Annotated in this window: 26 protein-coding genes; 19 read left to right on the top strand and 7 right to left on the bottom strand. The window is 68.7% G+C overall.

Going from position 1 to position 26,150, the window contains the following annotated elements; genetic code table 11:
- Positions 1-71: 71 nt before the first annotated feature.
- Positions 72-329: a hypothetical protein gene (locus F784_RS0111235; RefSeq protein WP_019586830.1), complete on the bottom strand. Its 258-nt coding sequence runs from the start codon at positions 327-329 to the stop codon at positions 72-74.
- On the opposite strand from F784_RS0111235, the gene hrpB reads away from it, so the two are divergent.
- Entirely contained in the window at positions 328-2,817 is a 2,490-nt protein-coding gene (gene hrpB / locus F784_RS0111230) for an ATP-dependent helicase HrpB (protein WP_019586829.1), read from the top strand. The genes F784_RS0111235 and hrpB overlap by 2 nt on opposite strands.
- A gap of 168 nt (positions 2,818-2,985) precedes the next feature.
- Here the strand turns inward: hrpB and ddrA are convergent, their stop codons facing one another.
- From ddrA to F784_RS0111210, 3 genes are all read right to left on the bottom strand, one after another.
- The gene (ddrA, locus tag F784_RS0111220; RefSeq protein ID WP_019586827.1) at positions 2,986-3,594 is read right to left on the bottom strand and encodes a single-stranded DNA-binding protein DdrA; all 609 of its coding nucleotides are present in this window, start codon (positions 3,592-3,594) and stop codon (positions 2,986-2,988) included.
- Between the two features lie 124 nt (positions 3,595-3,718).
- Positions 3,719-4,567, bottom strand: a complete 849-nt coding sequence (locus F784_RS0111215) for a serine protease (RefSeq protein WP_019586826.1) — start codon at positions 4,565-4,567, stop codon at positions 3,719-3,721.
- Between the two features lie 78 nt (positions 4,568-4,645).
- Positions 4,646-6,202 (bottom strand): S8 family peptidase, encoded by a 1,557-nt coding sequence (locus tag F784_RS0111210; protein ID WP_019586825.1) that lies wholly within the window; start codon positions 6,200-6,202, stop codon positions 4,646-4,648.
- Positions 6,203-6,584: 382 nt separating this feature from the next.
- Here F784_RS0111210 and hisB point away from each other — a divergent pair, with 382 nt between their 5' ends.
- From hisB to F784_RS0111175, 7 genes are all read left to right on the top strand, one after another.
- Entirely contained in the window at positions 6,585-7,187 is a 603-nt protein-coding gene (gene hisB, locus F784_RS0111205) for an imidazoleglycerol-phosphate dehydratase HisB (protein ID WP_019586824.1), read from the top strand.
- Complete coding sequence (gene hisH / locus F784_RS0111200; RefSeq protein ID WP_019586823.1) at positions 7,184-7,837, top strand: imidazole glycerol phosphate synthase subunit HisH; 654 nt, start codon at positions 7,184-7,186, stop codon at positions 7,835-7,837. Before hisB ends, hisH begins: the two co-directional genes overlap by 4 nt.
- 114 nt (positions 7,838-7,951) lie before the next feature.
- Positions 7,952-9,865, top strand: coding sequence for a 1,4-alpha-glucan branching enzyme (locus F784_RS0111195; RefSeq protein ID WP_019586822.1), 1,914 nt, complete (start codon positions 7,952-7,954; stop codon positions 9,863-9,865).
- Positions 9,862-10,122, top strand: a complete 261-nt coding sequence (locus F784_RS0111190) for a hypothetical protein (protein ID WP_019586821.1) — start codon at positions 9,862-9,864, stop codon at positions 10,120-10,122. Before F784_RS0111195 ends, F784_RS0111190 begins: the two co-directional genes overlap by 4 nt.
- Before the next feature lie 77 nt (positions 10,123-10,199).
- Positions 10,200-11,150, top strand: coding sequence for an FAD:protein FMN transferase (locus tag F784_RS0111185; protein WP_019586820.1), 951 nt, complete (start codon positions 10,200-10,202; stop codon positions 11,148-11,150).
- Positions 11,151-11,235: 85 nt separating this feature from the next.
- Positions 11,236-11,784, top strand: a complete 549-nt coding sequence (locus tag F784_RS0111180; RefSeq protein WP_019586819.1) for a DUF2271 domain-containing protein — start codon at positions 11,236-11,238, stop codon at positions 11,782-11,784.
- Positions 11,762-12,400: a PepSY-associated TM helix domain-containing protein gene (locus tag F784_RS0111175; RefSeq protein ID WP_245557833.1), complete on the top strand. Its 639-nt coding sequence runs from the start codon at positions 11,762-11,764 to the stop codon at positions 12,398-12,400. Before F784_RS0111180 ends, F784_RS0111175 begins: the two co-directional genes overlap by 23 nt.
- 285 nt (positions 12,401-12,685) lie before the next feature.
- Here the strand turns inward: F784_RS0111175 and F784_RS0111170 are convergent, their stop codons facing one another.
- The gene (locus F784_RS0111170; RefSeq protein WP_019586817.1) at positions 12,686-13,333 is read right to left on the bottom strand and encodes a class I SAM-dependent methyltransferase; all 648 of its coding nucleotides are present in this window, start codon (positions 13,331-13,333) and stop codon (positions 12,686-12,688) included.
- A 283-nt stretch (positions 13,334-13,616) separates the two neighbouring features.
- On the opposite strand from F784_RS0111170, the gene trpE reads away from it, so the two are divergent.
- From trpE to F784_RS0111150, 5 genes are all read left to right on the top strand, one after another.
- A complete protein-coding gene (gene trpE, locus F784_RS0111165) occupies positions 13,617-15,047 on the top strand; it encodes an anthranilate synthase component I (protein ID WP_019586816.1) in 1,431 nt (476 codons plus the stop codon).
- 52 nt (positions 15,048-15,099) lie between these two features.
- On the top strand, positions 15,100-15,423 hold the full coding sequence (locus tag F784_RS27810; RefSeq protein ID WP_211211898.1) for an Imm53 family immunity protein: 324 nt from the start codon (positions 15,100-15,102) through the stop codon (positions 15,421-15,423).
- The gene (locus F784_RS0111160; RefSeq protein ID WP_019586815.1) at positions 15,420-16,031 is read left to right on the top strand and encodes an anthranilate synthase component II; all 612 of its coding nucleotides are present in this window, start codon (positions 15,420-15,422) and stop codon (positions 16,029-16,031) included. The genes F784_RS27810 and F784_RS0111160 overlap by 4 nt, the downstream gene beginning before the upstream one ends.
- The gene (gene trpD, locus F784_RS0111155; RefSeq protein WP_019586814.1) at positions 16,028-17,086 is read left to right on the top strand and encodes an anthranilate phosphoribosyltransferase; all 1,059 of its coding nucleotides are present in this window, start codon (positions 16,028-16,030) and stop codon (positions 17,084-17,086) included. Before F784_RS0111160 ends, trpD begins: the two co-directional genes overlap by 4 nt.
- A gap of 217 nt (positions 17,087-17,303) precedes the next feature.
- Positions 17,304-18,158, top strand: coding sequence for a HEAT repeat domain-containing protein (locus tag F784_RS0111150; RefSeq protein WP_019586813.1), 855 nt, complete (start codon positions 17,304-17,306; stop codon positions 18,156-18,158).
- Positions 18,159-18,164: 6 nt separating this feature from the next.
- Here F784_RS0111150 and F784_RS0111145 read toward each other — a convergent pair whose 3' ends face one another.
- Positions 18,165-18,626 (bottom strand): Lrp/AsnC family transcriptional regulator, encoded by a 462-nt coding sequence (locus F784_RS0111145; protein WP_019586812.1) that lies wholly within the window; start codon positions 18,624-18,626, stop codon positions 18,165-18,167.
- Between the two features lie 157 nt (positions 18,627-18,783).
- Between F784_RS0111145 and kamA the strand changes: the two genes are divergently transcribed.
- The 4 genes from kamA (at position 18,784) to F784_RS26825 (ending at position 22,776) form a co-directional block, all read left to right on the top strand.
- Positions 18,784-20,232 carry a lysine 2,3-aminomutase gene (gene kamA / locus F784_RS0111140; protein ID WP_019586811.1) on the top strand — a complete coding sequence of 483 codons (1,449 nt, stop codon included), beginning with the start codon at positions 18,784-18,786 and terminating at the stop codon, positions 20,230-20,232.
- A 151-nt stretch (positions 20,233-20,383) separates the two neighbouring features.
- Positions 20,384-21,745: an acetyl ornithine aminotransferase family protein gene (locus tag F784_RS0111135; protein WP_019586810.1), complete on the top strand. Its 1,362-nt coding sequence runs from the start codon at positions 20,384-20,386 to the stop codon at positions 21,743-21,745.
- 102 nt (positions 21,746-21,847) lie between these two features.
- Complete coding sequence (locus tag F784_RS0111130) at positions 21,848-22,330, top strand: Panacea domain-containing protein (RefSeq protein ID WP_019586809.1); 483 nt, start codon at positions 21,848-21,850, stop codon at positions 22,328-22,330.
- Positions 22,330-22,776 carry a hypothetical protein gene (locus tag F784_RS26825; protein ID WP_019586808.1) on the top strand — a complete coding sequence of 149 codons (447 nt, stop codon included), beginning with the start codon at positions 22,330-22,332 and terminating at the stop codon, positions 22,774-22,776. The genes F784_RS0111130 and F784_RS26825 overlap by 1 nt, the downstream gene beginning before the upstream one ends.
- 2 nt (positions 22,777-22,778) lie before the next feature.
- On the opposite strand, the gene F784_RS0111120 is transcribed toward F784_RS26825, so the two are convergent.
- Positions 22,779-23,246: a peroxiredoxin gene (locus F784_RS0111120; protein WP_019586807.1), complete on the bottom strand. Its 468-nt coding sequence runs from the start codon at positions 23,244-23,246 to the stop codon at positions 22,779-22,781.
- 98 nt (positions 23,247-23,344) lie between these two features.
- Here F784_RS0111120 and F784_RS0111115 point away from each other — a divergent pair, with 98 nt between their 5' ends.
- Positions 23,345-24,262, top strand: coding sequence for a DUF72 domain-containing protein (locus F784_RS0111115; RefSeq protein ID WP_019586806.1), 918 nt, complete (start codon positions 23,345-23,347; stop codon positions 24,260-24,262).
- A complete protein-coding gene (gene tilS, locus F784_RS0111110) occupies positions 24,259-25,986 on the top strand; it encodes a tRNA lysidine(34) synthetase TilS (protein WP_019586805.1) in 1,728 nt (575 codons plus the stop codon). Before F784_RS0111115 ends, tilS begins: the two co-directional genes overlap by 4 nt.
- Positions 25,987-26,150 lie beyond the last annotated feature (164 nt).

Below are 26,150 nucleotides of genomic sequence, written 5' to 3'. Positions count from 1 at the left end.
AACGGAGGAGTTATCTCTACTTGCCCGCTCCTCCAGTGCTGGGCTTTGTGGGTGCCATAGCGCCACGGTCTTTACTGCAATTTGTTATGCAGGTGCATGAGATAGAACCGGATGTGCCGCTTCAAATAGAAGCCGCCCCCATTGATGATTTCACGGACAGCGACCTCAATGATATAAATCTCGACGCTTACGCTTTGCACGGTGGTTCCGACGAAGTACGCGCACGCTTCTACGACAATGCGGTGCGGGTTTTCCTGGAATTGCTCGGATTGAGGCCGACGAAGCACCGTGATTTGACCACGCAGCACCCGCTCACTTCCCGCTACCATGCCCAGCGTGACGCTCCCCGACCTCCCCATCGCCGAGGTGCTGCCCGAGGTGCGCGCGGCGCTCGCGGCTCACCCGCTGGTGGTGCTTCAGGCGCCGCCGGGGGCGGGCAAGAGTACCGCGTTGCCTCTGGCGTTGTTGGACGAAGCCTGGCTGGCTGGGCAGTCCATCGTCATGCTGCAACCCCGCCGGGTGGCGGCCCGCGCCGTCGCCGCGCGGTTGGCGGAGGGGCTGGGCGAGGAGGTGGGCGGCACTGTGGGCTCGCGCGTGCGCTTCGAGTCGCGCGTGTCGGCCAGAACCCGTATCGAGGTCGTCACCGAGGGCATCCTCACCCGGAGGCTGCAACGCGACCCGGAGTTGAGCGGGGTGGGCCTCGTCATCCTCGACGAGTTCCACGAACGGTCCCTGAACGCTGACCTCGCCCTGGCCCTGCTGCGGGAGGTGCAGGGGGCGCTGCGCGACGACCTGCGCGTGCTCGTCATGAGCGCTACCCTCGACCCGGCCCTCCCCGGGCGGCTGGGCGCGCCGCTGGTGCAGAGCGCGGGCCGGGCCTACCCGGTGGACGTGCATTACCTGCCCGCCGACCCGGCAGGCCGGGTGGAGGACGCGGTGGCCCGTTCCGTTCGCGAAGCCCTGGCCGCCCATCCCGAGGGGGACATCCTCGCCTTCCTGCCCGGCGTGCGCGAGATTCGTGGGGCGATGGGTGCCCTCTTGGATGTGGGCGCCGTCGTTCTGCCCCTCTACGGTGACCTGCCCCTGGCCGAGCAGCGGCGGGCGATCCTCCCCGATCCCGGCGGGCGGCGCCGGGTGGTGCTGGCGACCTCCATCGCGGAAACGTCACTCACGCTGGCGGGGGTGCGGGTGGTGGTGGACGGCGGGCTCAGCCGGACACAAAAATTCGACCCCGGCACCGGCCTCACCCGCATGGTGACGACCCGCGTGACCCGGGACGCCGCCGACCAGCGCGCGGGACGGGCTGGACGCACCGCCCCCGGCACCGCCTACCGCCTGTGGAGCGAGCGCACCCACGCCGCCCTCGCCGCCGCCCACCCCCCCGAAATTCTGGAGGCCGACCTCGCGCCCCTCACGCTGGAACTCGCCGGGTGGGGCGCCCCCGACCCCGCCGCCCTCGCCTGGCTGGATACGCCACCCGCACCGCGCGTCGATTCGGCCCGCGCCCTGCTGCGCGACCTGGACGCGCTGGACGAGGGGAACCGCATCACCCCGCGCGGCTCGGCCCTGCTGGAGTTGCCCACCCACCCCCGCCTCGCGCACCTCCTCCACGATGGGGCGGCGCTGGGCCTGGGGGCACTCGCCGCCGATGTCGCCGCCCTGCTGGAGGAACGCGACCCACTGGGAGTCGGGTCGGGAACGGATCTCACCGACCGGGTGGCGGCCCTGCGCGCGTGGCGGCGGGGCGAGCGCGGCAGGGGAGAGGCCGCCGTGCTGGAGCGGATCGAGCGCCTGGCGAGGCAGTGGCGCCGACTGCTCAACCTCCGGCCCGACGATACCCTCCCCGATTCCTTCGCCGCAGGACAACTCGTCGCCCTCGCCTACCCCGAGCGGGTGGCGTTGAGCCGGGAGGGGGGAGGGGGCCGCTTTCTGCTCGCGGGCGGGCAGGGGGCGCGGCTGCCGGAGGGGGACCCTCTCGCGGGGAGTCCCGCGCTCGCCGTCGCCCATCTGGATGCGGGGAGTGGGGAGGGCCGCATCCACCTCGCCGCGCCGCTCGACCCCGCCCTGCTGGACGCCCGCGCCGCTACCCGGGACACCGTCCGTTGGGACGCCCGGACAGGCACCCTGGTCGCCCAGCGCGAGCGGCATGTGGGGGCGCTGGTGCTGGACGCCCGCCCCCTGCGTGACCTTCCCCATACGGCCCGCTTGGCCGCCCTCGCCGACGCTGTCCGCACCGAGGGCCTCCACCTCCTTACATTCAGCCCGGAGGCTGAGGGATTGCGCGCCCGAATCGAGTCCCTGCGCCGCTGGCGCCCCGAGGAATCCGAGTGGCCCGACCTGTCCGGCGCGGCGCTGCTCAGGAGCCTGGAGGACTGGCTCGGCCCCTACCTGGAAGGCGTGCGTACCCGCGACGACCTGCGGCGCCTCAACCTCCTCCCCGCCCTGCAAGCCCTGCTGCCCTGGCCGCTGCCCGCCCGGCTGGACGAGCTGGCCCCCACTCACCTCACCGTGCCCAGTGGCTCGCGGGTTCGCCTTCAATACGCACTCGACGGCTCGCCCCCCATCCTGGCCGTGAAGTTGCAGGAACTCTTCGGGCTGGCCCAGACGCCGACCGTGAACGGGGGCCGCACGCCCGTCTTGCTCCACCTGCTCTCGCCCGCCGGGCGGCCCGTGCAGGTGACCCAGGATCTGCGCTCCTTCTGGAATTCCTCCTACTTCGAGGTTCGCAAGGACCTGCGGGGCCGCTATCCCAAGCACCCCTGGCCGGACGATCCCTGGTCGCACGCGCCGACGCGGCAGGTCAAGAAACGGCTGTGACAGAGGCCCGCGAGCCCAGTCCTCAAGAAAGCCACGCCCCAGGGGTATCACCTGGGACGTGGCCGGAGAAAGGTCGGGGTTAGAACAGCTTCGCCAGCGCCCCGCCCAGCAGCGTCAGCGCCAGAACGACGAGCATCACGGCGGCGAGTTGCCGGGGAGTGACGGGGGTCACGCGGCCCGCCCGTGCCCGCCCTGGGCGGTGGGATGCAGGCTGCTCAGGGCCGCCTTGAGGTGCTTGTACACCTCGCGCTGGAGATCCAGGTCCTCGGGCAGCTCGTACTTGAGCTGCTCCATCGCCTGCACGAGGTGCGCGCCACCGGGGCTGCGCTCGTGGTCGGGCCGCGCCCACTCGGGCAACTCGGGGGTAACGGCGGGCTCGCGCCTCGCGTCGTTCCACTCGACCCACTGCTTAGGCAGGTCGTACAGATAGCGGCCGATGCCGAACTGCACCGCGCAACGCTTCAGGGCGTCGCTGCTCGCCGCCTTCAGGGTCGCGTACTCGCCGTCGCCGCCCGCCTCGCCGATGTCCTCGCGCGTGACGCCCAGGACGGTCAGGCGGCCCTTGACGGTGGGGGTGGAGGTGCCGGGTATCACCTCGATCTCGAAGCTCCACCCGTCGGGGCAGATGGCGTCGAGGCGGTCCTGCACGGCGCGGGCATCCACATATGCCAGCAGGAGGGCACGGCCGCGGTCCTTGGTGAACGCCTGGGGCTTCCAGCCCACGAGATGAGCGGGAAACGGGGCCTGGAGTCGTTTCTGAACATCGCTCAACTTCATACGTTTAGTTTATAACAGAACGCTATTACGGTCAAGGCGTAATTGTGTTTCTCAGCACAGGCTTCCGGTGAAGTGAAGGCGATAAAAGGCCCCCGGCGCGAACCGGGGGTGAGGGAGGGAGCGGTTACTGCGCGCTTATCCCGGTCTGCTGGTAGATCCAGTTGATGTAGCCGTTCACGCGCGTGTACACCCCGTACCCGCGGCACTCGCTGGGGCCATAGCTCACGATGCCCAGCACGTAGTATTTGCCGTTGTAGGGCGCCGCGAGCGGGCCACCGCTGTCCCCGTTACAACTGTCCTTGCCGCTCGCGTACTTGCCGCAGATCGTGTTGCCCGGGCGGCTGCCGCAATCGCTGCCGGTTGGCGTGATGGGAATGGTCACCTCGCGCAGGGCCGTGTTGCTGTAGGCGCCCGTCTCGGTCTTGCCCCAGCCGCTCACGGTGGCGCTCTTGCCGTTCACGTCGAGGACGGATTCGGCGCCGCTTCCGGGCAGGGCCGCCGTTTGCACGGTGCTGCCCAGCGTGAAGGCGGTGCTGACCTTGATCAGCGCGATGTCGTAGCCGCTGCTGGTGCCGCCGTAGTACGGGTGGATGATGATCTGGCTGGGCGTGCGGAGCTGCCCGCTCGTGGTCGTCAGGTTATTGATCCCGGCCCGCACCCGCATGTTGCTCACGCTCTGGCCGTCCACGCAGTGGGCCGCCGTCATGACCCAGTTGGGGCTGATCAGAGTGCCGCCGCACCAGCCGCCGCTCATCTGGTTGCTGGGCGTCACGCTGACCTGATAGGGGCGGTTCGTCACGCTCGTTACCGTGCCGTACACGATCTGGCCGCTCAACTCGCCGAACGCCTTCTCGGTACCCGTCGTGGTCATGCTCTCCTCGGGGAGGGATTGGGCGGCCTGGGGCGTGGTGGTGCCGCAGGCGGTGAACACCAGCGAACCGAGCAGGGCGAGCGGGGCAAAGAACTTCTTCATAGGGACCTCCTGAACAACGTGGGGGAGCGGTCAGAAAGGAACCCGGCCCCCCTGTTCGGAGCGCCGGGTTCGCGGCGGTTACTTCGTCTCGGTCAGGGTGTAGGAGCCGCTGCCGGAGTAGGCGTAGACCTCCCAGCGGTAGGTACCGCCCCCCGCCGCGTAGTTGATGCTCTCGCTGCTTGTGCCGCCCTCGCTGGCGGCCACGTCGGCCCAGGCACTGCCGTTCCACTTCTGGAGGTACAGGTCGAAGTCAGTGCTGCTGGGGCCGCTGAGGGAGCCCTTCAGGGTGCCGCCCGCGTAGCTGAAGCCGCTCGTGCTGGGCTTCCAACTGCTGCCCCCCTGGCTCACCGAGCCGGTGTAGGTCGTCGTGGTGCCGCTGGGGGGCGTGGTCGTGCCGCCCGTGCCCGTGTACAGGAGCCGGGTGGGGCTGCCCGTGCCCGCGTTCGTGACCTTGCCGGTCGTCGCATTGTTGAGCATGGTGCTGGTCACCTGGCTGGTGGTGTAGGAGGGGTTGTAGGCCAGGATCAGGGCCGCCGCGCCAGCGACGTGCGGGGTCGCCATGCTGGTGCCGCTGATCGTGTTCGTGGCGGTCGTCGAGCCGATCCAGGCGCTGGTAATGCCCGTACCCGGCGCGAAGATGTCCAGGCAGGAGCCGTAGTTGCTGTAGCCCGTATCGCGGCTGTCGGTTCTGGTGGTCGCACCCACCGTGATGGCGCTCGCCGCGCTCGCCGGGGAGACGTTGCAGGCGTTCTGCTTCTCGTTGCCCGCCGCGACGGCCATGACGAGGTTCCGGCTGGCGGCGTTATTCACCGCGTCGTTCACCGCCTGGCTGAAACCGCCGCCCAGGCTCATGTTCGCCACGGCGGGGCCGCTCTTGTTGCTCACGGCCCAGTTGACCCCGGCAATGACGCCCGAGTTCGTCCCCGACCCGTCACAGCCCAGCACCTTGACGGCCACCAGCTTCACGCCCTTGGCGACGCCCCAGGTGCTGCTCCCCACCGTCCCGGCGACGTGTGTGCCGTGGCCCTGGCAGTCACTGTTGTTGCCGTCCCCCGTCGTGTTCGTTCCCCACACGGCGCGCCCGCCGAACGCCGTGTGCGAGGTGTTGATGCCCGTATCGATGATGTAGGCGGTAACGTTGCTGGCGTTGGTGCTGTAGGTGTAGTTGCCGTCCAGCGGGAGGCTGCGCTGGTCGATGCGGTCGAGTCCCCAGGTGGCGCCGCTCTGGGTGGCCGACATCCGCATGACGCCATCCTGCTCGATGTACTTCACGCGGGAGTCGGCCCGCAGGGTGGCGAGGTTCTGGGTGCTGAGCTTGGCCGCGAAGCCGCTGAGCGCCTGGCTGTAGATGTGCTGCACGGTAATGCCCTGCGGATCGAGGCTCAGGCTGCGGATCAGCCCACCGGCGTCCTGGGCACCCAGGTTCGCGGAACCTTCCCCGTCCTTGAACACCACGATGTACTGCCCAGGGATGGCGTCGGGATTGCTCGTGCCCAGCAGCGGTGCGGAGGTCTGAGTTCCGCGCTCAGGTGTGGCGACCTGTGTGCTGTCATCAGGTCCGCTCGCCATCTGCTGACCGCAGGAGGCAAGGAGAAGGGTAAGGCCGAGCGTGAGGGGGGCAATACGTGAGTTCATCCTGAACCTCCGGATGGGGTTGGACCGAGGAACGCGCCTGGATTTGCCGACGCGCAAGGTCTACCACGGGGGTCAGAGACGTCTTCATAAAAACATCTAGACAGGTTGATGCCAGGCAACCTTTCTTTTGTAGAACCTTCTCCTTTGTCGCAAAGAGAACGCGTTTAGCCCTCTAAGGGCCTAAAAAATTGCTGATACCGCAGGAACTGCCTGAAGTGACGAGAGGATGTGATGGGCCTGTGTTGTAGGAGTGATAGGTGTGTGTTTTTACATTACTAGGATGGCAAGCAGGGGTGAACAAGGCCCTCCGTGACTGCTTGGGTGCAGCCTACGCCCTGGGAAATTGCAGTTCTGGAACCGCTGGCGCCGTAGCATGCCCCATATGGTCCGCACCGCCACCGCCCGCACCGCCACGGTCCGCCGCACGACGAACGAGACAGACATCACCGTGACCCTCGATCTGGACGAGCTGACCTCCACCCCGCCCACGACCGGGCACGGTTTTCTCGACCACATGCTTGACGCGCTGGCCCGCCACGCCCGGATTGGCCTGAGCGTGCAGGCGACGGGCGACCTGCACATCGAACCGCACCACCTGATCGAGGACGTAGGGATCACGCTGGGGCAGGCGCTGGGGCAGGCGCTCGGCGACCGCCGGGGTATCGAGCGGTACGGCAGCGCCTTTGTGCCGATGGACGAGACGCTGGCCCACGTGGTCCTCGACCTGTCGGGCCGCGCGCACCTCGCCTTCGAGCCGGAGAAGTTGGACGTGTGGGGAACGGCGGGGGGCATGACCCACTACCACCTGCGCGAGTTCCTGCGTGGGCTGTGCAACCACGCGGGCGTCACCCTGCATGTCCGCCTGCTCGCCGGGCGCGAGGCGCATCACGTCATTGAGGCGATCATCAAGGCCTTGGCCCGTGCCCTGCGCGACGCGGTGCGAGTGACCTCGGAGGAGCTGGCGAGCACGAAGGGGGTGTTGTGACCGTGCCCGACCGCAAAGCGCCCGAAGTCCTCCTCCTCGACTACGGTGCCGGGAACGTCCGCAGCGCCGCCAAGGCCCTGGAACGCGCCGGAATGACCGTGCGCCTCTCCGACAACCCCGCTGACGTGCCACACGCGCCCGCCCTCGTCGTGCCCGGGCAGGGCCACTTCCGGCAGGTGATGGAGGCCTTTGACCGCCACGGCTTCCACGGCCCCGTACTGGACGCGGCAAACGGTGGCACGCCGATTCTGGGCATCTGCGTGGGCATGCAGATGCTCCTGACTGACTCGGAGGAGGCGCCGGGGATGCGCGGCCTGAACCTCGTGCCCGGCACTGTCCGACGGTTCGAGCCCGTTCCTGAGCGCAAGGTGCCGCAGATGGGCTGGAACAGCCTGGACAAAGTGGGTGACTCGCCGCTGTTGCGGGACCTCGGCTGCCCGGCCTACGCCTACTTCGTCCACTCATACTACGTGCCGATTGACGTGGATGTGGACGCCGGGGCCCTCACCGAGTACGGGGTGCCCTTCTGGTCGGCCTTCAGCCGGGACAACATCCACGCCACGCAGTTCCACCCCGAAAAGAGCGGCGCGGTCGGCCTCGCCATCCTGGAGCGGTTCCGGCGGCACGTACTGGGGGGAGGGGAGGGCTGAGCGAAGTCCCGGCGGCTCCTCCCAGATGGGAAGGTCACGCCCCTTCTTTACCTTGCCTTCGGGGTCTGAATGCGGGACCCGCCCCGCCTGTCGCCACCCGGTAGACTCGACCTCATGAGCCCTTTTCCGCTGCCGCTCGATCACGGGCACCTTCAGAAACTGGTGACGGCCGACCTCGTGCGCCCGGACCACCTGCTCGGGGCGCATCCCGTCACACAGGATGGGGTAGAGGGGGTGCGTTTCGCCGTCTGGGCACCGAACGCGCAGCAGGTCAGTGTGGTGGGGGATTTCAACGGCTGGAACGGACTCGACCACCCGATGGAGCGCCTGGACTTTGGCTTCTGGGGCGCCTTCGTGCCGGAGGCGCAGCACGGGCAGCGGTACAAGTTCCGGGTCACGGGCGTGGACGGGCGCACGGTGGACAAGATGGACCCCTACGGCACCTTCACCGAGGTGCGGCCCAACACGGCGAGCATCATCTGGCGCCAGCCCTTCGAGTGGACGGACGACGAGTGGATGGCGAGCCGCACGCCCGGCTTCGACCGCCCCATGAGCATCTACGAGGTCCACGTGGGCTCCTGGGCGCGGCGTGACGACGGCTGGTTCCTGAACTACCGCGACCTCGCGCATCGCCTGGCCGACTACGTGACGTACATGGGCTACACCCACGTCGAGCTGCTGGGCGTGATGGAGCACCCCTTCGACGGCTCGTGGGGTTATCAGGTCACCGGCTACTACGCGCCGACGAGTCGCCTGGGCGCCCCGGAGGACTTCGCCTACCTCGTCAACCACCTGCACGAGCGGGGGATCGGTGTCCTCCTCGACTGGGTGCCCGGGCACTTCCCGACCGACGAGGCGGGGCTGGCGCACTTCGACGGTTCCCCCCTGTACGAGTACGCCGACCCGCGCAAGGGTTACCACTTCGACTGGAACACCTACATCTTCGACTACGGCCGCAACGAGGTCGTGATGTTCCTGATCGGCTCGGCGCTCAAGTGGGTGCAGGACTTCCACGTGGACGGGCTGCGGGTGGACGCGGTGGCGTCGATGCTGTACCTCGACTTCTCGCGCACGGAGTGGATTCCGAATATCCACGGCGGGCGCGAGAACCTGGAGGCCATCGCCTTCCTCAAGCGGCTGAACGAGGTCGTGCACCACATGGCCCCCGGGGTGACGATGGTCGCGGAGGAGAGCACCGCCTTCCCCGGCGTCACGTCGCCGACGCCCTTCGGCCTGGGGTTCGACTACAAGTGGGCGATGGGCTGGATGAACGACACGCTACACTACTTCGAGCTGGACCCGGTCTACCGCAAGTACGAGCATCACAAGCTGACCTTTTTCAACGTGTACCGCACGACCGAGAAGTACGTGCTGGCGATCAGCCACGATGAGGTGGTCCACGGGAAGAAGTCGCTGGTGTCCAAGATGCCGGGCGACTGGTACATGCAGCGGGCGGGCTACCGGGCCTTTCTGGCGATGATGTGGACCACGCCGGGCAAGAAGCTCCTCTTCATGGGCCAGGAGTTCGCCCAGGGGACCGAGTGGAACGAGGCGCAGGAGCTTCCCTGGTCCGTGACCGACATTCCCGAACACCGGGGCGTCATGAATCTGGTTCGGCGGCTGAACGCCCTGTATGCCGAGCGCCCTGACCTCCACGTGGGCGACACCTGGGCCGAGGGCCAGCTCTGGGTGATCGGCGACGACAGCGACAACAGCGTGTACGCCTATGTCCGCCGCGACCCGCGCCCCACGGCAGAGGGAGGGGGCACCTGGAGCCTGACCGTCGCCAACCTGACCCCGGTGTACCGCGAGGGCTACCACGTCGGCGTGCCCCAGGGCGGCGAGTACCGCATGCTCCTCTCCACCGATGACGGCGAGTACGGCGGCTTCGGCACCCAGCAGCCCGACCTGACCGCGCGGCAGGAGGGATGGAACGGGCAGACGCACCACCTGCGCCTGAACCTGCCCCCCATGAGCGTGCTGATCCTCGACCACGTGGGCGAGACGCCCCGCAGTGAGGAGCGGTGACGGCTCCCCGTTCCCGGCCCGACGGCCTGACCATCCTGAGCCTGGTGCTGCTCGCCGTGGTCGCCGTGCTGCTCCTCGTGCCGCTGCTGGGCGGCCCTTTGCCCGACCCGGCCCTGATCGTGGTGCTGCTGATCGCCCGGCTGCTCGTGCAGTACCTGCGTGCCCGCCGCGACCCGGGCCTCAAGCGCCCCACTGCCTGGGCCCTCGACCTCATCCTGATCGGGCTGCTGCTGTGGACGACGGCGAATAGGCCGTGAGGAAGGCCTAAAGTCAGTGGGAAGTGGCTCGTGGTGAGTGGGGAAAGGCGGCCAGCTAAGGGGCAAGGGTTGGGGCTATGTCTCCCCTGAATCATCTGTGGCACGCCCTGAAACGGCCCTACCGCCTCCGCAGCGTCTACGAGCGGACGCTCGGCACCGAGATGGAGATTCAGGTCGTCGCGGATGGGCGCACGCGGGCGGAAGCTGCTGAGCGCGCTGCCCTGAATGAAACCGAGCGCCTGACCCAAATCCTCAACCGCTTCGACCCGGAAAGCGAGTTGTCGCGCTGGGCGGGGACGCGGGAGGAGGCCATTCCGATCAGCCCCGACCTGTGGAAAGTTCTCCACGCGGCGGACGAGTGGCGTGGCCGGACGGGGGGGGCCTTCCACCCCGGGGCCGATGCGCTGGGGGCGATCTGGAAGGCGGCGGCGGAAGGGGACGAATTCCCCGATGAGGCAGCTCTCGCGGAGATCGTCGCCCAGTTGCGGGAACCTCTCTGGACGCTGCACCCGGACGGAACCGCCACCCGTCACGGCACCCTGCCCCTCGGCTTGAATGCCCTGGCAAAAGGCTATGTGGTGGACCGGGCGGCGGAGGCGGCCTTCTGCGCACACGGCGTGCGGGCCGTGCTCGTCAACGTGGGGGGCGACCTGCGGACGCTGGGTGGAAATGGCCTGACGGTGGCGGTTGCCGACCCCTTCACCGCCCGGGACGACGCGCCGCCCCTGGCCCGGGTTCATGTGCGGGATGGGGCGCTCGCCACGAGCGGCGGGGCGCACCGGGGCTACCGGATTGGGGGCGCCTGGTACTCCCATGTCCTTGACCCCCGAACCGGACGGCCGGTGACGCAGGTTCCGGGCGTCACCGTCACCGCCCCCGACTGCCTGACCACCGACGCGCTCGCCACGGCCCTGAGCGTGCTGGATGTGCCAGAGGGGCTGGCGCTGGTGAACGCCACGCCCGGCGCCGCCGCCCTGATCGTGACGCGGGACGGCAGGCAGCACGCGAGTGACCGCTGGCCCCGTTAACTCCCGCCTAACCGTAGTAGGGGAGCCTGTCGGGCATCTCGACGCGGGATAGCCTGCCCCGCGATCCTACCCCGGAGGTTTCCCCATGCCCGACACCCGACGCGCCTTCCTCGGCAAGCTCGCCGCCACGACCGCCTTTCTGACCGTCAGCCGATTTCTGCCCGCGCAGGCTGCCGCAGCTCCCGCCTGGGTGAGCGGCATGGCGCTGGACATCAGCTTCAGCGTCGCCATCCAGGCGGGCGGCCGGGTCAAACGGCCCTACGTCGCCGTGTGGATTGAGGACGCCCAGGGCAATCCGGTCCGCACCCTGACGGTCTGGGCGCAGACCACCGGCCGCGGCCCGCGCTGGATTCCCGACCTGCGCCGCTGGTACCGCGAGAACAGCGAGCTGCTGGACACCGTGAGCAGCGCCACCCGCAACCCCGGCACCTACGCAGTCGCCTGGGACGGCAAGACCGACAAGGGCACCCTGGCCCCCCGCGGCGACTACTACGTGTGCATCGAGACTGCCCGCGAACATGGCCCCTACAGCCTGGTCCGCGAGAAGGTGACCGTCGGCTCCTCGGCCTTCAAGCGGAGCTTGGGAGCGGACGGCGACATTGAGGCCGCCAGTGTCAATTACGCGAAGGCCTGAGGCCGCCACACGACCGGCCCGGCGTCCCCGGACCCTCAAGGCCCGCACGCATGTCTGGGCCCGGACGCTGCACACCTACACGAGCATGATCAGCCTGCTCGTCGTGCTGTTCTTCGCCCTGACCGGCATCACCCTCAACCACCCCGACTGGGCCTTCGGGAACGCCGAGACGCGCCGCGAGGTGACGGGCACCCTCCCGGCGGGCTGGATTCAGAATGGTCAGGTCAACTGGTTGAGCGTGGCGGAGGAGTTGCGCGCCCGCTACAGTCTGCACGGCCGTGTCGAGGACACCCGGGTGGACGGGGACGAGGCCAGCCTGAGCTTCAAGGCGCCGGGATATGGTGCCGATGCCTTCATCGACACGGGGACGGGCAAATACACCCTGACGGTGGACGCGCAGGGGGCGGTCGCCGTCCTCAATGACCTGCACCGGGGGCGCGACGCGGGGGGCGCTTGGGCGTGGCTCATCGACCTCAGCGGCGCCTTTCTCGCCTTCGTGGCCCTGACCGGCCTGGCGATCCTGCTCTACCTGAAAAAGACGCGCGTGAAGGCCCTGGTGAGCATGGTCGCCGCCAGTATCCTCGTGCTGCTGTTGATGAAGGTGGCGATGGGTTGAGGAGGCGCGCAATCCCTTTAGCTTGAAAGCAGGTGCCAGGACACCCCGGCTGGTCTCCTAAGATACGGCTCAAAACGTTGGTCACCCTGAGCAAGGCGAAGGGTCTCGCCTGGAGATGCTTCGCCTTCGCTCAGCATGACAAGCTTTCCGCGTCCCGCCCTAACGCTCGGCCCGCTCACCCCCTCTGCAGGCAGCTCTGCGCGTCAAGAGAGAGGAGATTTTTTGCCTTATGGGCCGCTCTTTTTCAAGAGAACCTTGTGAGCGTATCCCTCAAGCCATCACTGGCTACCCCTCCTCCTGAACTGCCCGACCCACCACCGCGTAGAGCGGGTCCGCGCGGCGGGGGCGTGGGCTGCGGTCCAGGCCCTGAATGCCAATAAAGGTGCCCGCCGCCCGCAGCAACTCCTGAACGAGGGCGACGTGCCCGGCGTCGTCGAGGGCGTGCCAGATGGCGACCGCCTTCGTCGGGAAGCAGCGGTTGGAAAAGGTGATGACGACGGGCGCCCCGGGTTTCAGCACCCGGCCCACCTCGCGCAGCACCGTCACGGGGTCGGTCAGGTAGTCGATGGACACGCAGATGCCGCAGCCGTCGAAGGTGGCCGGGTCGAAGGGCAGGTGCGGATCGGCGTTGAGGTTCTGCACCACGCGCCGGGTCAGCCGGGGGTTGCGCGCGAGTTCGGCGGCGTTCAGGCCCAGCCCCGTGACGCCCGCGTACTCGACCTCGGGCGGCAGGTGGCTGACCCAGGAGCTCATCAGGTCGAGAATCTGCCCATCCGGCGGGAAGAACTCGCGGTAGAGCTGCGTCACGGCGGCGATGGCGAGGTCGTCGATGTGGGTCACGAAACGCGGCTGCGCGTAGAAGAGCTCGTCAGGGGTCTCGTCCATTCGGCGAAAGGCCTGCGCCGGGAGCGTGGAACCGGGCTTGTCATCCATGCGCCCATGCTCTCAGGACAGCCTCCTGCGGACTGCAAGCAGGAGCCCAGCCCTGTACGGAAGGGGTTGTGTAAACGAATGTGCGGGTTGGGGGCTGGTATGCCGCCTCGCAGCCGCGCTATCCTGCCCCCATGACCGTCAACGGTGCGTGGTGGTGGCCCAGCTTCGCCTGGGTCTGATGCGCCGTTTGTCCAGCACGCCGGACGCGCCCAGGTGGAACTTCCCACCGGGCGCGTTTTCCATTGCCCCTTCGCCCCTCAGCACTGTGCCCCACAGGAGCCCCATGACCCCCACCCTTTCCCCGACCCGACCCGCCGCCCACGTCGCCGTCCGCGAGCTGAACGCTGACCTCGACACGCCCGTCACCGCGTACCTGAAGGTCGCGCGGGACCAGCCGGTCAGCTTCCTGCTGGAGAGCGTGGAGGCGGGCGAGCGGCTGGGCCGCTACTCCTTCATCGGCGTGGGCGAGCAGGGGCGCTTCACGTACCGCGCGGGGCGAGTGACGAGCAGCGGGACGTTTGGCAGCTTCGATGGCCCCGAGGCCGATCCCCTCGCCCGGCTGTACGGAACGACCACGCGCCCGGTCTCCCTTCCCGGGGGCCTGCCCGCTTTCATCGGCGGGGCGGTGGGATACGCCGCCTACGACCTGATCCGCGCCTACGAGCACCTCCCCGACGCCAAGCCCGACGAGCTGAACCTCCCCGACGCGCTCTTCATCGCCCCCGAGGGCATGGTGATCTACGACCACCTGCGCCACCGCCTGATCGCAGTTGCCACCGCCGAGACGCGGGAGCAGGCGGACCGGGTGGTGGAAGCCCTCGCCGCTCGGCTGCGCGGCCCCCTGCCCGACGAGGTGCCGGGACGGGAGAAGGCAACTGCACCGACCTTCACCAGCAACTTCACGCCCGAGGGTTACATGGCGGCGGTGGAAAAGAGCCTGGAGTACATCCGTGCGGGCGACATCTTCCAGGTCGTGCCTTCGCAGCGGTTTAGCGCGGACCTGACCGTGCATCCCTTCGCGCTGTACCGAGCGCTGCGCCGAGTCAACCCCAGCCCTTACCTCGGCTACCTCGCGTTGGGAGAAGTCACGCTCGTCGCCTCCAGCCCCGAGAGCCTGCTGCGAAGCGACGGGCGCGCGGTCGTCACCCGCCCCATCGCGGGTACGCGGCGGCGGGGCACGACCCCTGAAGAGGACGAACTTCTTGCCGCCGAACTCCTCGCCGACGAGAAGGAGCGGGCCGAGCACCTCATGCTGGTGGACCTGGGCCGCAACGACCTGGGGCGAGTCAGCCGCTACGGCAGCGTGCGGGTGCAGGACGCTTTTTCCGTCGAGCGGTACAGCCACGTCATGCACATCGTCTCCACCGTCACGGGCGAGCTGCGGGAGGGCCAGACGCCGCTGCACGCCCTCGCCTCCGTGTTGCCGATGGGCACGGTGAGCGGCGCCCCCAAGATTCGCGCGATGGAGATCATCGACGAACTCGAACCCGTCCGGCGCGGTCCCTACGGCGGGTCCTTCGGCTACATCGCGCTGGACGGCAGCCTCGACATGGCCCTGACCCTGCGGACGATGGTGATCGCGAACGGGAAGGTTCATATCCAGGCCGGGGCGGGAATTGTGGCCAACAGTGACCCGGAGGCCGAAGAACTTGAAACACGCAGCAAGGCGGCGGCATTGATGCGGGCGGTGGAGATGGCGGCGGGGGGGTTGTGATGGGGCGACGGGCACGCATTCAAGAAACGCTGGATTCGCCAGATCCCTTAAGGTGGCTTCAGGGCTGGTATTACGCGATGTGCGATGGGACTGGGAGCATGGGTACGGGGCAAAGACTTCAACCGTTGATAATCCGGGATGGAGGCTCAGAGTACGCCTTCTCGGAACTGGGTTGGAGGACAAGCCTTTTGAGAAAATTCAGGTCGAGCGGCATGAACACGGCTGGGTTATGTGGTCCGTCTTGAATGGGTGTTTTGAAGGCGCAGGCGGACCTATGAATCTTGGCGAGCCGATCTCGGTTTTTAGAGCTTGGGCTGCGCCAGTCCTTAAAATCAAGAGTTTTCCGTGGGCTGACGCGGTTGAGGGAGAAGAATGACTCGGATTTTGCTGATCGACAACTACGACTCCTTCACCTACAACCTCGTCCAATACTTCGGCGAGTTGGGTTGTGAATTGACCGTCTGGCGCAACGATCAATTCACGCTGGAGGACGTGCGGAAGCTCAACCCCGAAGCCATCGTCGTCTCGCCCGGGCCCTGCACGCCGCGTGAGGCGGGCCTGAGTGTCGACGTGATCCGCGAACTGGGGCCGACATACCCAACACTTGGCGTTTGCCTCGGCCACCAGAGCATCGGGGAGGCGTTCGGGGCAACGGTCGGGCGGGCCGCTCTACCCGTCCACGGCAAGACGAGCGCGGTGCGGCACGACGGCTCGGGCCTCTTCGCTGGGTTGGAAGATGAGGTGCGCGTCACCCGTTACCATTCCCTCGTGGTGCGTGATCTGCCGCCCGAACTCGTGCCCGTCGCCTGGACAACCGACCCGCAGGAAGAAGTTCTCATGGCGCTGCGTCACCGTGACTACCCCGTCTTCGGCGTACAGTTCCACCCCGAGAGCATCGCCACGGAGGGCGGCATGGCGATGCTGCGGAATTTTCTGATGCTCGTGCGGGAGTACCGGGCGCGGCGCGAAGAGGTGCGGGCATGACGCAAACCTCTACCCCGGCGACCTCCCCCGACGGGCGCACCATGCACGTCCGGCTGATGAACGGCGACATCCTGACGCAGGCCGAGGCCGCCGCCTTCATGCGCGAGGTGATGGAGGGGAACGTGAGCGGGGTGCGTCTCGCCGCCGCCCTCGCCGCCCTGCGCGTGCGCGGCGAGACGCCGGAGGAGATCGCGGGCTTCGCCCAGGCCATGCGCGAGAACGCCGTTCATGTGCAGGTGGAACCGCGCGACGTGCTCCTCGACGTGGTCGGCACGGGTGGGGATGGGGCGCACACCTTCAACATCAGCACGACGACCGCCTTCGTCGTGGCGGCAGCAGGTGTGCCCGTCGCCAAGCACGGCAACCGCGCCGCGAGTAGCCGGGCCGGGAGTGCGGACGTGCTCGAAGCCCTGGGCGTGAACCTCGACGCCCCGCCGCAGGTCGTGGCGGATGGGGTGAACGGCCTCGGCATCGGCTTCATGTTCGCGCGCAACTATCACCCGGCCCTGCGCCACGCCGCGCCCGTCCGCGCCGACCTCGCTGCCCGGACGGTGTTCAACATCCTGGGACCGCTCTCCAACCCGGCAGGGGCAACTCACCTCGTCGTGGGCGTCTTCAAGCCCGAGCTGACACGCACGCTCGCGGAGGTGCTGCGCCTGTTGGGGGCGCGGGGGGCGACGGTCGTCCACGGCAGCGGCCTGGACGAGTTCACCGTCTGCGGCCCGAACACGGTGACCGGCCTGCGGGACGGCGAGGTAATTGACCGCACCCTGCATCCCGAGGAGGTGGGCGTGAGCCTCCACCCCAGGGAGGCCATCGTGGGGGGCACGCCCGCCGAGAACGCGGAAATTACGCGCGCCCTGCTGACCGGGGGCGGCACCCCGGCCCAGCGCGACATCGTGGCCCTGAATGCCGGGGCGGCCCTGCGGACGGCAGGCCAGGTCGAGCGCATCGCGGACGGCGTGGCCCAGGCCCGCGAGGTGATGGCGAGCGGGGCGGGATGGGAACTGTTGCAAAGGTACGCGGCGCACACCCGGCGGGCTGCGGGGGGCTGAGGGCCGCGTGGGGTCAGCCCCGCCATTTCGCTCACCCGGGCTACGTCGGTTCCCCTGCTGTTCCCGGGCGGCGACCGTGTAAGCTGGTCCCAGCGCGGTTCAGCCGCCTCCTGTCCACGGAAAGGGCACAGCCCACTGCCGAGTCCCACCCCCGACAACCCTGACCTTCCTTTCGGCCCGCCACCGTGGACTCGGGGCCTCTCGAAAGGGAGCCGTCATGCGCCAACTGCCCGCCGCGCCCAGCCTCGAACACCTCAGGAGGCAGGCCAAGAGTCTGCTCAAAGCCTTCCTCTCCGGCCACCCGGGGGCACGAGAGCGTTTCTCGGTGTACCTGCCCCGGCTCGTGACCCTGGAGGACAGGCGGGCGCGGCTGGCCGACGCCCAGTTCGTCCTCGCATGGGAGTACGGGTTTCCGGGCTGGGCGAGGCTCAAGACATATGTCGAAGCGGTGGAGCGGTTCGCGATGGCTGCACCCGACCCTCGCGCCGAACGCCGCTTGGCGCGTCGGCAGTTCGTTCATGACCTGGCGGCGTCTTTGCTGACCTGGTCACGGCACCACGACCCCCAGGCCCTCGGCGCCCGCTTCGCGCGTATGCCCCTCCACGACATTCTGGCCGTACGGAAGCATCTGGACGCTTCCGGCGAACTCGCGGATGTGGTGGGCGGGTTGATCGAGGGGCTGGGCCACGGGCAACCCCGGGTCCGCTTCGACTGCGCGAATGCCCTGGACCATCTGGTGGATGAACGGTGCGCCGAACCTCTGCGGCATCTCCTGAGTGACCCCGTTTCACGTGTTCGCCGCGCCGCCCTCCATTCCCTAAGCTGCGATGCCTGCAAGCTCAGTCCTCTGGTGCCCGCCGTGGACCTGTTGCCCACGCTGATCGCCATGGCCCTGGGTGATCCCAGCATCCGTGTCCGCCGCGCCACCGTGCCCCTCCTGGAGAGCTATTGCCGGGACGCGCGGTTGGAGGAGACCTTGCGGAGGCTGGCCCTGGAGGAAGATCAGACCGTCAAGCGCACTGCCCTTGAGGTGTTGTGGCGCCGCGGCCTCTCTGCCGAAGAACGGGGTTGATCCCCCTCACCTCGGCGGCAGCAGCAATTTCCCCTCCAGCGGCGTACTGAGCACGATGCTCGTGTCGCAGGTAAAGCCCATGGCGATCAGGTCCCCGAGCATGTTTTCAAGGGCGCCCACGTCCGGCACAGCGACTTTCAGGATGCAGGAGTTGTCGCCCGTGACGCTGTGGCATTCGAGCACGCCGTCGTTTTTCTTCGCCCAGCGGATCAGGGTAGGGTCGTTGCGCCCGCTGTCCTGCACACCGATAAAGGCAGTGATGGTGCGCCCCAGGGGCTTGGACGCCACCCGCACCCCGTAGCCCAGGATCACGCCCGCGTCCTCCAGCCGCCGCACCCGCTCAGTGACGGCGGGCGCCGAGAGCCCGACCCGGCGCCCCAGTTCGCGCATGCTCAGGCGGGAATCGGTCTGGAGTTCTTCCAGGATGCGGTGGTCGAGGGGATCGAGGGAGCCGCCGTGCTGCTTCATGGGAGCATCTTATCAATTGCAAGGTCGGAAGTGGCGTTTGCCAGTTTGGCGCCCGGCCTCACCTGCCATAAAGCTGGGCCGTGCGCCTTCCAAAGCAGGGCGGAAATTCTGAGAATAAAGGCAAGACATTACATTTCGCTTCATTCCAGGAGGACCTATGCCCAGTTCCACCCGACTGCACCCGCAGGCGACCGTCCGGTCTCAGCAGATGCTGCCCCGCAACCACCGTGCCCCCAAATGGCAGGACGTGCCCGACGAGCAGTGGTACGACTGGAAGTGGCAGCTCAAGAACCGCATCAACTCCGTCGAGGAACTGGAGGAGGTTATCCGCCTCACCGAGAGCGAGCGGGCGGGGGCGAGCGCCAAGGGCATCTTCCGCCTGGACATCACCCCGTACTTCGCCTCGCTGATGGACCCGGAGGACCCCACCTGCCCGGTGCGGCGTCAGGTCATCCCCACCCACCACGAGCTGGAGCCCTTCACGGCGATGATGGAGGACTCGCTCGCTGAGGACAAGCACAGCCCCGTGCCCGGCCTGGTGCACCGCTACCCCGACCGGGTGCTGATGCTCGTCACGACCCAGTGCGCCTCGTACTGCCGCTACTGCACCCGCAGCCGCATCGTGGGCGACCCGACCGAGACCTTCAACCCCGCCGAGTACGAGGCGCAGCTCAACTATCTGCGGAACACACCCCAGGTGCGCGACGTGCTGCTCTCGGGCGGCGATCCGCTGACGCTGGCGCCCAAGGTGCTGGGCCGCCTGCTCGCCGAGCTCCGCAAGATCGAGCACATCGAGATCATTCGCATTGGCACGCGTGTCCCCGTGTTCATGCCCATGCGCGTGACCCAGGAACTGTGCGACGTGCTTGCCGAGAACCACCCGCTGTGGATGAACATCCACGTCAACCACCCCAAGGAGATCACGCCGGAGGTGGCCGAGGCGTGCGACCGCCTCACCCGCGCGGGCGTGCCGCTGGGCAACCAGAGCGTGCTGCTGCGGGGCGTGAACGACCACCCGGTCATCATGCAGAAACTGCTGCGCGAACTCGTCAAGATTCGGGTGCGGCCCTACTACATTTACCAGTGCGACCTCGTGCATGGGGCGGGGCACCTGCGGACCACCGTCGCCAAGGGCCTGGAGATCATGGAGAGCCTGCGCGGGCATACCTCGGGCTATAGCGTCCCGACCTACGTGGTGGATGCTCCCGGCGGCGGCGGCAAGATTCCGGTCGCGCCCAACTACGTGCTGAGCCACAGCCCGGAAAAGCTGATCCTCCGCAACTTCGAGGGCTACATCGCCGCGTACTCCGAGCCGACCGACTACACCGGCCCCGATATGGCCGTGCCCGAGGACTGGCAGCGCCGCGAGCCCGGTCAGACTGGCATCTACGGCCTGATGGAGGGCGAGCGTATCTCCATCGAGCCCAAGGAGTTCAGCGAGAGCCGCAACCGCCCCGGCGCGACCCAGCACCGCCTGAACAGCCGCGAGGACAAGTGGGCAGCGTATGGGGTCGGGAGCAGCGGCCCGCTGACCCATGACACGGCGGTCACGGATACGGCGCCCGACGGAATGCTTCAAACGCCGCAGCCGGTGAGCGGGGACTGAGTCGCATACAACCCCTCAGTCAGCTTCGCTGACAGCTCCCCTCAAAGGGAGTCAGGGTAACGCCTTGCCTCCCTTGAGAGGGAGATGGCCCGGAGGGGTCCCCCTGCGATGCAACCGCCCTAATTCCCTCCAATTTATTCAGGAGTTCCCAATGACTACCCTCCCCAAGCCCCGCCAGCCCCTTCTCAAGACCTCGCTCCCCGGCCCCAAGACGAAGGCCATCATGGAGCGCGATTCTAAGCACCTCTCCACCTCGTACATGCGGCCTTACCCCTTCGTGCCGGACCACGGCGAGGGCGTGTGGCTGACCGACGTGGACGGCAACACCATGCTCGACTTCTTCGCGGGCATCGCGGTGAGCACGACGGGGCACGCGCACCCGCATGTCGTGAAGGCCGTGCAGGAGCAGATCACGCGGTTCACCCACGTCTGCCTGACCGACTACCCGCAGGAGATTACGACCAGCCTGGCCGAGCGCCTCGTCTCGCACGTCGAGCGGCCCGGCGAGAAGTGGCGCGTGTTCTTCGGGAACAGCGGTGCTGAGGCGGTCGAGGCGGCAGTGAAGCTCGCGCGCAACCACACCGGGCGCACCCACATCATCTCCACGCTGGGCTCTTTCCACGGGCGGACCTACGGGGCCATCACGCTGACGGGCTCCAAGACGAAATACAAGCGCGGCTTTGGCCCGCTGCTGCCCAACGTCAGCCACGTGCCCTACCCCAATCCCTTCCGCCCGCCGCTGGGCAGCACGCCCGAAACCTGCGGGCAGGCGGTCCTCGACCACATCGAGGGGCTGTTCCAGACCGTTATTCCCTCCGATGAGGTCGCCGCGATCATCATCGAGCCCATGCAGGGTGAGGGCGGGTACATCGTGCCGCCCGCGGACTTCCTGCCGGGGCTGCGGGCGCTGTGCGACCGGTACGGCATCCTCCTGATCTTCGATGAGGTGCAGGCGGGGATGGGCCGCAGCGGGAAGATGTTCTCGTTCCAGCACTTCGACGTCCAGCCCGACATCGTGACGCTGGCGAAGGGTATTGCCTCGGGTCTGCCAATCAGCGCGATGCTGGCGAAGGATAGTGTCATGACCTGGCCTGTCGGCTCGCACGGCTCGACGTTCGGCGGGAATCCGGTGGCGGCGGCGGCGGCCCACGCGACGCTCGACCTGCTCGAAGGCGTGGTGAAGCACCCCGGCTGCGGTGAGAGCCTGATGGAGAACGCGGCATCGGTCGGCTCGTACATCATGAACGAGCTTCGGGGGATGCAGGCCGAGTTCCCCTTCCTGGGAGACGTGCGCGGCGAGGGCCTCTTCATCGGCCTGGAGTTTGTGAAGCCGGACGGCAGCCCCGATGGCAAGCTCCGTGACGCGGCGAGTATGGCGATGTTCGAGCGCGGCCTTCTCAACCTCGACTGCGGCGAGGCGGTCATCCGCATCAGCCCGCCACTGATCTTGACCCGCGAGGAGGCCGGGACGGGGCTGGACATCATGCGCGAGGCGCTCGCCAGCCTGGGGTAGGCGCCGCGAGCCGAGGGACCGTCACCCCATGGAGGACGGTCCCTTATCCTTTCTTGAACGTAGGCCGCTTGTGTTACGCTGTGATCAGAAAGGAGGCCGCCTATGACCGTTGCTGACCCGACCCGGACTGGATATGCCGCCGAGGTGGTGGCAAATGCATTCCTCGACCTCGCGCGGGCCGAGGGACGCACGCTGACGCAGATGCAGGTTCACAAGCTGGTGTACATCGCGCACGGGTGGACCCTGGCGCTGCTGGGGCGGTCCCTGATCTACAACACGGTGCATGCCTGGCGGCACGGGCCGGTGGTCCGCAAGCTCTGGGACTACTGGCGCGGCGAGCGGACGCTGCGCCCGGACGATATTCTGCCCGTCGCTCCCGGCGAACCCGATCTAAGCGCCGACCCCGACGCGCTGGAGGTCGTGCGGAGCGTGTGGCGCAATTACGGGCAGATGGACGGCGAGGAGCTGTCGCGCCTGACCCACCTCCAGGGCAGCCCGTGGACCCTGACGTACGGCCTGCCGAATGACCTGATCCCCAACGAGGTGACCCGCGAGTACTACACCAGTCTCGCCCGCAGCGCCTGATGCCGACCGAACCCGGCCCGTTCTTCCCACCGCCTTCCACGCCCGAGACCAACCCGATAGACCGGGTGGTGCGGAGCGGCCTGGAGGTCGAGCAGCGGCTGAGCGACTCGGGCGCCACCGAGCTGGAGCGCCGCACCCGCGAGCTGCGCTACCGCGAGGCCGTGGACCAGCGCCTGCTACGCTTGGTGATCGGCGGAGCTGTCTTCGTCCTGGCGACGGCGTGGCTGGTCGCCGACGTGGTGCTGACCCTGGCCCTCGGCTGGGGCGAGCTGAACGGGCGCCCCTTCCGGCTGGAGAGCGGCGTGATCATCGCCTTTCTCACCACAAGCACCGCGACCGTGATCGGGCTGTTCCTCGTCTTCCTGCGCTGGCTGTACCCGCAGGGGCCGGTGATTCCGGGAAGTCCCAGCTCGGCGGACCGGCCCTCAGAAGGTCGGGGACGCTGAGGCTACGCCCGCACCGCCTGGCCCTGGAGCCAGCGCAGCACTTCCGCCGCGTGGGTCTGCGGGTTCACGCTGGACCAGTGGTGCGCGACCTTCCCGGTCGGGTCGATCAGGAAGGTCTGCCGGGCCGCTATGCCGAGCAGCCCGCCCAGGCCGCCCATCACCCCGTAGGTGCGCGACAGGGTGCGGTCCCCATCGGGGATGAGCGGGAAGCTGAGGCCGCAGAAGTCGCGGAAATTGGCCTGACGCGCCTCGGTGTCGGTGCTCACGCCGATCACGGTGGCGCCCAGGCGCTCGAACTCGGGAAGGGCGGCCTCGAACCGCTGCGCCTCAATGGAGCAGCCCGGCGTGTTCGCCCGGGGGTAGAAGTACAGCACCACCCAGCGCCCCCGCAGGTCGGCGAGGCGGATGGGGCGGCCGTCGTCGCTGCGGGCATCGAACTCGGGGGCGGGCTGGCCGACGCGGGGGGACATGGGGCCATTGTACGGGGAGGTCCCCGCCCGGACGCTTCCCACGGCATAGTGTGGGACCGGGAGAAACCGCACCGCTCTCTTCCCGACCCGAGGACCCCTTGACCGACCCGCCCACTTCCCCCCAGCCCGGCCGGGTATTTATCGGCACCTCCGGCTGGACGTACCGGCACTGGCGGGGCGCGTTCTACCCTCAGGGACTCCCGCAGCGGCGCGAACTGGAATATCTCGCCGGGCGACTGGGCAGCGTGGAGATCAACGGGTCGTTCTACGCGCTGCAGAAGCCGGAGTCCTACGCCCGCTGGGCCGCGCAGACCGCGCCGGGATTTGTCTTCGCGGTCAAGGGCGGGCGCTTCGTCACCCACATGAAGAAGTTGCGGGGGGTGCGGGCGCCGCTGGCGAACTTCTTCGCTTCGGGGCTGCTGCGGCTGGGAGACCGTCTGGGGCCGGTCCTCTGGCAACTCCCCGAGGGGGTGCGCTTCGCCCCGGAGGTGCTGGACGCCTTCCTGACGCTGCTGCCGGGCTCGATGGGGGAGGCGGCGCGGCTGGCGACCGAGCACGACGCGCACCTGGAGGGCCAGGCGTGGACGCAGGCGGAACGGGACGTGCCCCTGCGCCACGCGCTGGAGGTCCGGCACGCGAGCTTCGTCACCCCCGAGCTGCCCGAGTTGCTGCGCCGTCACGGGGTCGCGCTCGTCGTCGCGGACGCGGCGGGGCACTTCCCACTGATCGAGGAGGTGACGACCGACTTCGTCTATGTCCGCCTGCACGGCTCCCGCGAGCTGTACCGCAGCGGGTACGAGCCCGGCGAGATCGCCGCCTGGGCCGAGCGGGTCCGGGCGTGGCGGGCGGGCAGTGAGCCTGCGGACGCGCGGCGCCTCACGGACATGCCCCTTCCTCAGCAGCCCCGCGACGTGTACGTCTACTTCGACAACGATATCGGCGCCCATGCCCCTCACGACGCGCTCGCCCTCGCACAGGCGCTGGGAGTGACCTGGCCGGGCTGGGTGGAGGGGTGAGGCCCCCTGCGATTCTGGAACGCCCCCTCGCGCCCTATGCGGGGCGGGTGGTGGTCGTCGGCGTATCGGGCGGGGCAGACAGCGTGGCACTGCTGCGGGCCTTGTTGCTCGCCGGAGTCCAGCCCGTCGCCGCCCACCTCGACCACGCGCTGCGCCCGGACTCGGCGGTGGATAAGGCCTGGGTGCGAACCCTCGCGGGCGGGCTGGGCGTGCCCTTCGAGGGAACGCGGGTGAACGTGCTGGCCGTCGCGGCCCGGCGCGGCTGGAATGTGGAGGACGCCGCCCGCCGCGTGCGCTACGACTTCCTGGGCCGGACGGCGAAACGGTATGGTGCTGGGGCTGTCCTGACCGCCCACACCCGCCGCGACCAGGCGGAGACGGTGCTGATGCAACTCCTGCGCGGTGAGGCCGTTCTGAACGGTATTCCTCCCGTCCGGGGCCGGGTGCGCCGCCCCTGGCTGGATGTTTCCCGCGCCGAGGTCGAGGCCTTCCTGCGCGCCCTGGGTCAGGACTGGCGCGAGGACCCCACCAACGCCGACCCCACCCAGACCCGCGCGTGGTTGCGGACCGCCGTCCTGCCCCTCCTGAGTGCCCGTTTTCCCAGCGTGGAGGAGGCACTGGGACGGCTGGCCCGCCTGTCCCGCGAGGATGACGCGGCGCTGGAAGACCTCGCTGCCCGCCTGACCGCGCACGCCCCCCTGAGTGAGCAGTCTCCCGCCGTCCTGCGCCGGTACGTGACGCGGGCGTTGACGGACGCGGGCCTGCCCTACCATGCTGAACACGTCGAGCGTCTCGCCGCAGCGCTTGGAGCGGGCGAGACGGCGCACGTCACCCTGCCCGCCGCTCGTGACGTGACCGTGACGGGCGGGCGGCTCCACCTCCAACCGCTGCCGTGGCCCACCCCCGACTTTCCCCTCCCGGACGGCTGGACGCTCCGTACCCGTCAGCCGGGGGACCGGGCGCGCCTGAGCGGTGGCACGCGCAAGCTCAGCGACGTATTCACCGACGCCAAGGTGCCGCGCGGGGAACGGGACCGGGTGCCCGTCCTCGCCGTGGGGGCCGATGTGCGGTGGGCGGGCCTCATGCCCTCCCTCTGGGCTGCCGGGGCGCGCGAGGAGGCGGGCGTTCCCGAAGACCCCCTTCATACGGCGATGGGGGAGGCCCTGGCCCTCGCCCACGAGGCGGCGCGGGTGGGCGAGGTGCCGGTCGGCGCGGTCGTGCTGGGACCGGACGGGGGGGTGGTGGGCCGGGGGCGCAACACCAGCCGGGAACATGGGGACATGACCCACCACGCGGAACTGGCCGCCCTGCGCGACGCCACCCGGACGCTCGGCACCCCTTACCTGACGAATTGCACGCTCGTCGTCACGCTGGAGCCCTGCCCAATGTGCCTGGGGGCGGCGTTGGAGGCGCGGGTCGCCCGCCTCGTATACGGGGCGCGCAACCCCAAGGCGGGGGCGCTGGGTGGGGTGGGTGACCTGCTCGCCTCCCACTGGGGCCACACTCCGTCCGTCATGGGCGGCGTCCGGGCGGGCGAGGCGGCCCGGCTGCTGCGCGGGACCTTCCGCGCCCTGCGGCGGGGGGAGGAACAGAATCATTCTCCCCCGCAGCCCCCCCCATCCCCCCCGCCGTCACCCGAGTCGCAGCCCGAGTCCCCGCCCCAGGAGTCGGTGCCGGACCAACCCGCCCCACCCGTTCCTCCCCCGGCGCGCCGTTCCCGCTGACGGCCCGAGGCGGTGGAGAGCAGCAGGAGCCCCAGCACGGCGATCACGCCGCCCGCGATCCAGCCTCCCACCGCGGTGACGAGCGCGAGGAGCAGCAGCGCGAGCAGGGGAACGAGGAGGGAAGAGGCCCGGCGGGGTTCGGTGTGCATCTGAAATCCTCCTGG

The sequence above is a fragment of the Deinococcus apachensis DSM 19763 genome (assembly GCF_000381345.1).
In the GTDB taxonomy this organism is placed as follows: domain Bacteria; phylum Deinococcota; class Deinococci; order Deinococcales; family Deinococcaceae; genus Deinococcus; species Deinococcus apachensis.
The sequence above is the reverse complement of the archived record's forward strand: the minus strand, read 5'-3'. Positions and strand labels throughout refer to the sequence as shown.

Bases quoted from the DNA above. Each gene is read 5' to 3' on its own strand.
- F784_RS0111130 (WP_019586809.1), top strand. From the start codon at position 21,848: ATGACCGTTGCTGACCCGACCCGGACTGGATATGCCGCCGAGGTGGTG.
- F784_RS0111180 (WP_019586819.1), top strand. From the start codon at position 11,236: ATGCCCGACACCCGACGCGCCTTCCTCGGCAAGCTCGCCGCCACGACC.
- hrpB (WP_019586829.1), top strand. From the start codon at position 328: ATGCCCAGCGTGACGCTCCCCGACCTCCCCATCGCCGAGGTGCTGCCC.
- F784_RS0111120 (WP_019586807.1), bottom strand. From the start codon at position 23,246: ATGTCCCCCCGCGTCGGCCAGCCCGCCCCCGAGTTCGATGCCCGCAGC.
- F784_RS0111185 (WP_019586820.1), top strand. From the start codon at position 10,200: ATGTCTCCCCTGAATCATCTGTGGCACGCCCTGAAACGGCCCTACCGC.
- F784_RS0111170 (WP_019586817.1), bottom strand. From the start codon at position 13,333: ATGGATGACAAGCCCGGTTCCACGCTCCCGGCGCAGGCCTTTCGCCGA.
- F784_RS26825 (WP_019586808.1), top strand. From the start codon at position 22,330: ATGCCGACCGAACCCGGCCCGTTCTTCCCACCGCCTTCCACGCCCGAG.
- trpE (WP_019586816.1), top strand. From the start codon at position 13,617: ATGACCCCCACCCTTTCCCCGACCCGACCCGCCGCCCACGTCGCCGTC.
- kamA (WP_019586811.1), top strand. From the start codon at position 18,784: ATGCCCAGTTCCACCCGACTGCACCCGCAGGCGACCGTCCGGTCTCAG.
- trpD (WP_019586814.1), top strand. From the start codon at position 16,028: ATGACGCAAACCTCTACCCCGGCGACCTCCCCCGACGGGCGCACCATG.
- F784_RS0111235 (WP_019586830.1), bottom strand. From the start codon at position 329: ATGGTAGCGGGAAGTGAGCGGGTGCTGCGTGGTCAAATCACGGTGCTT.
- F784_RS0111195 (WP_019586822.1), top strand. From the start codon at position 7,952: ATGAGCCCTTTTCCGCTGCCGCTCGATCACGGGCACCTTCAGAAACTG.
- F784_RS0111135 (WP_019586810.1), top strand. From the start codon at position 20,384: ATGACTACCCTCCCCAAGCCCCGCCAGCCCCTTCTCAAGACCTCGCTC.
- F784_RS0111150 (WP_019586813.1), top strand. From the start codon at position 17,304: ATGCGCCAACTGCCCGCCGCGCCCAGCCTCGAACACCTCAGGAGGCAG.
- ddrA (WP_019586827.1), bottom strand. From the start codon at position 3,594: ATGAAGTTGAGCGATGTTCAGAAACGACTCCAGGCCCCGTTTCCCGCT.
- F784_RS0111210 (WP_019586825.1), bottom strand. From the start codon at position 6,202: ATGAACTCACGTATTGCCCCCCTCACGCTCGGCCTTACCCTTCTCCTT.
- F784_RS0111215 (WP_019586826.1), bottom strand. From the start codon at position 4,567: ATGAAGAAGTTCTTTGCCCCGCTCGCCCTGCTCGGTTCGCTGGTGTTC.
- F784_RS0111160 (WP_019586815.1), top strand. From the start codon at position 15,420: ATGACTCGGATTTTGCTGATCGACAACTACGACTCCTTCACCTACAAC.
- F784_RS0111145 (WP_019586812.1), bottom strand. From the start codon at position 18,626: ATGAAGCAGCACGGCGGCTCCCTCGATCCCCTCGACCACCGCATCCTG.
- hisB (WP_019586824.1), top strand. From the start codon at position 6,585: ATGGTCCGCACCGCCACCGCCCGCACCGCCACGGTCCGCCGCACGACG.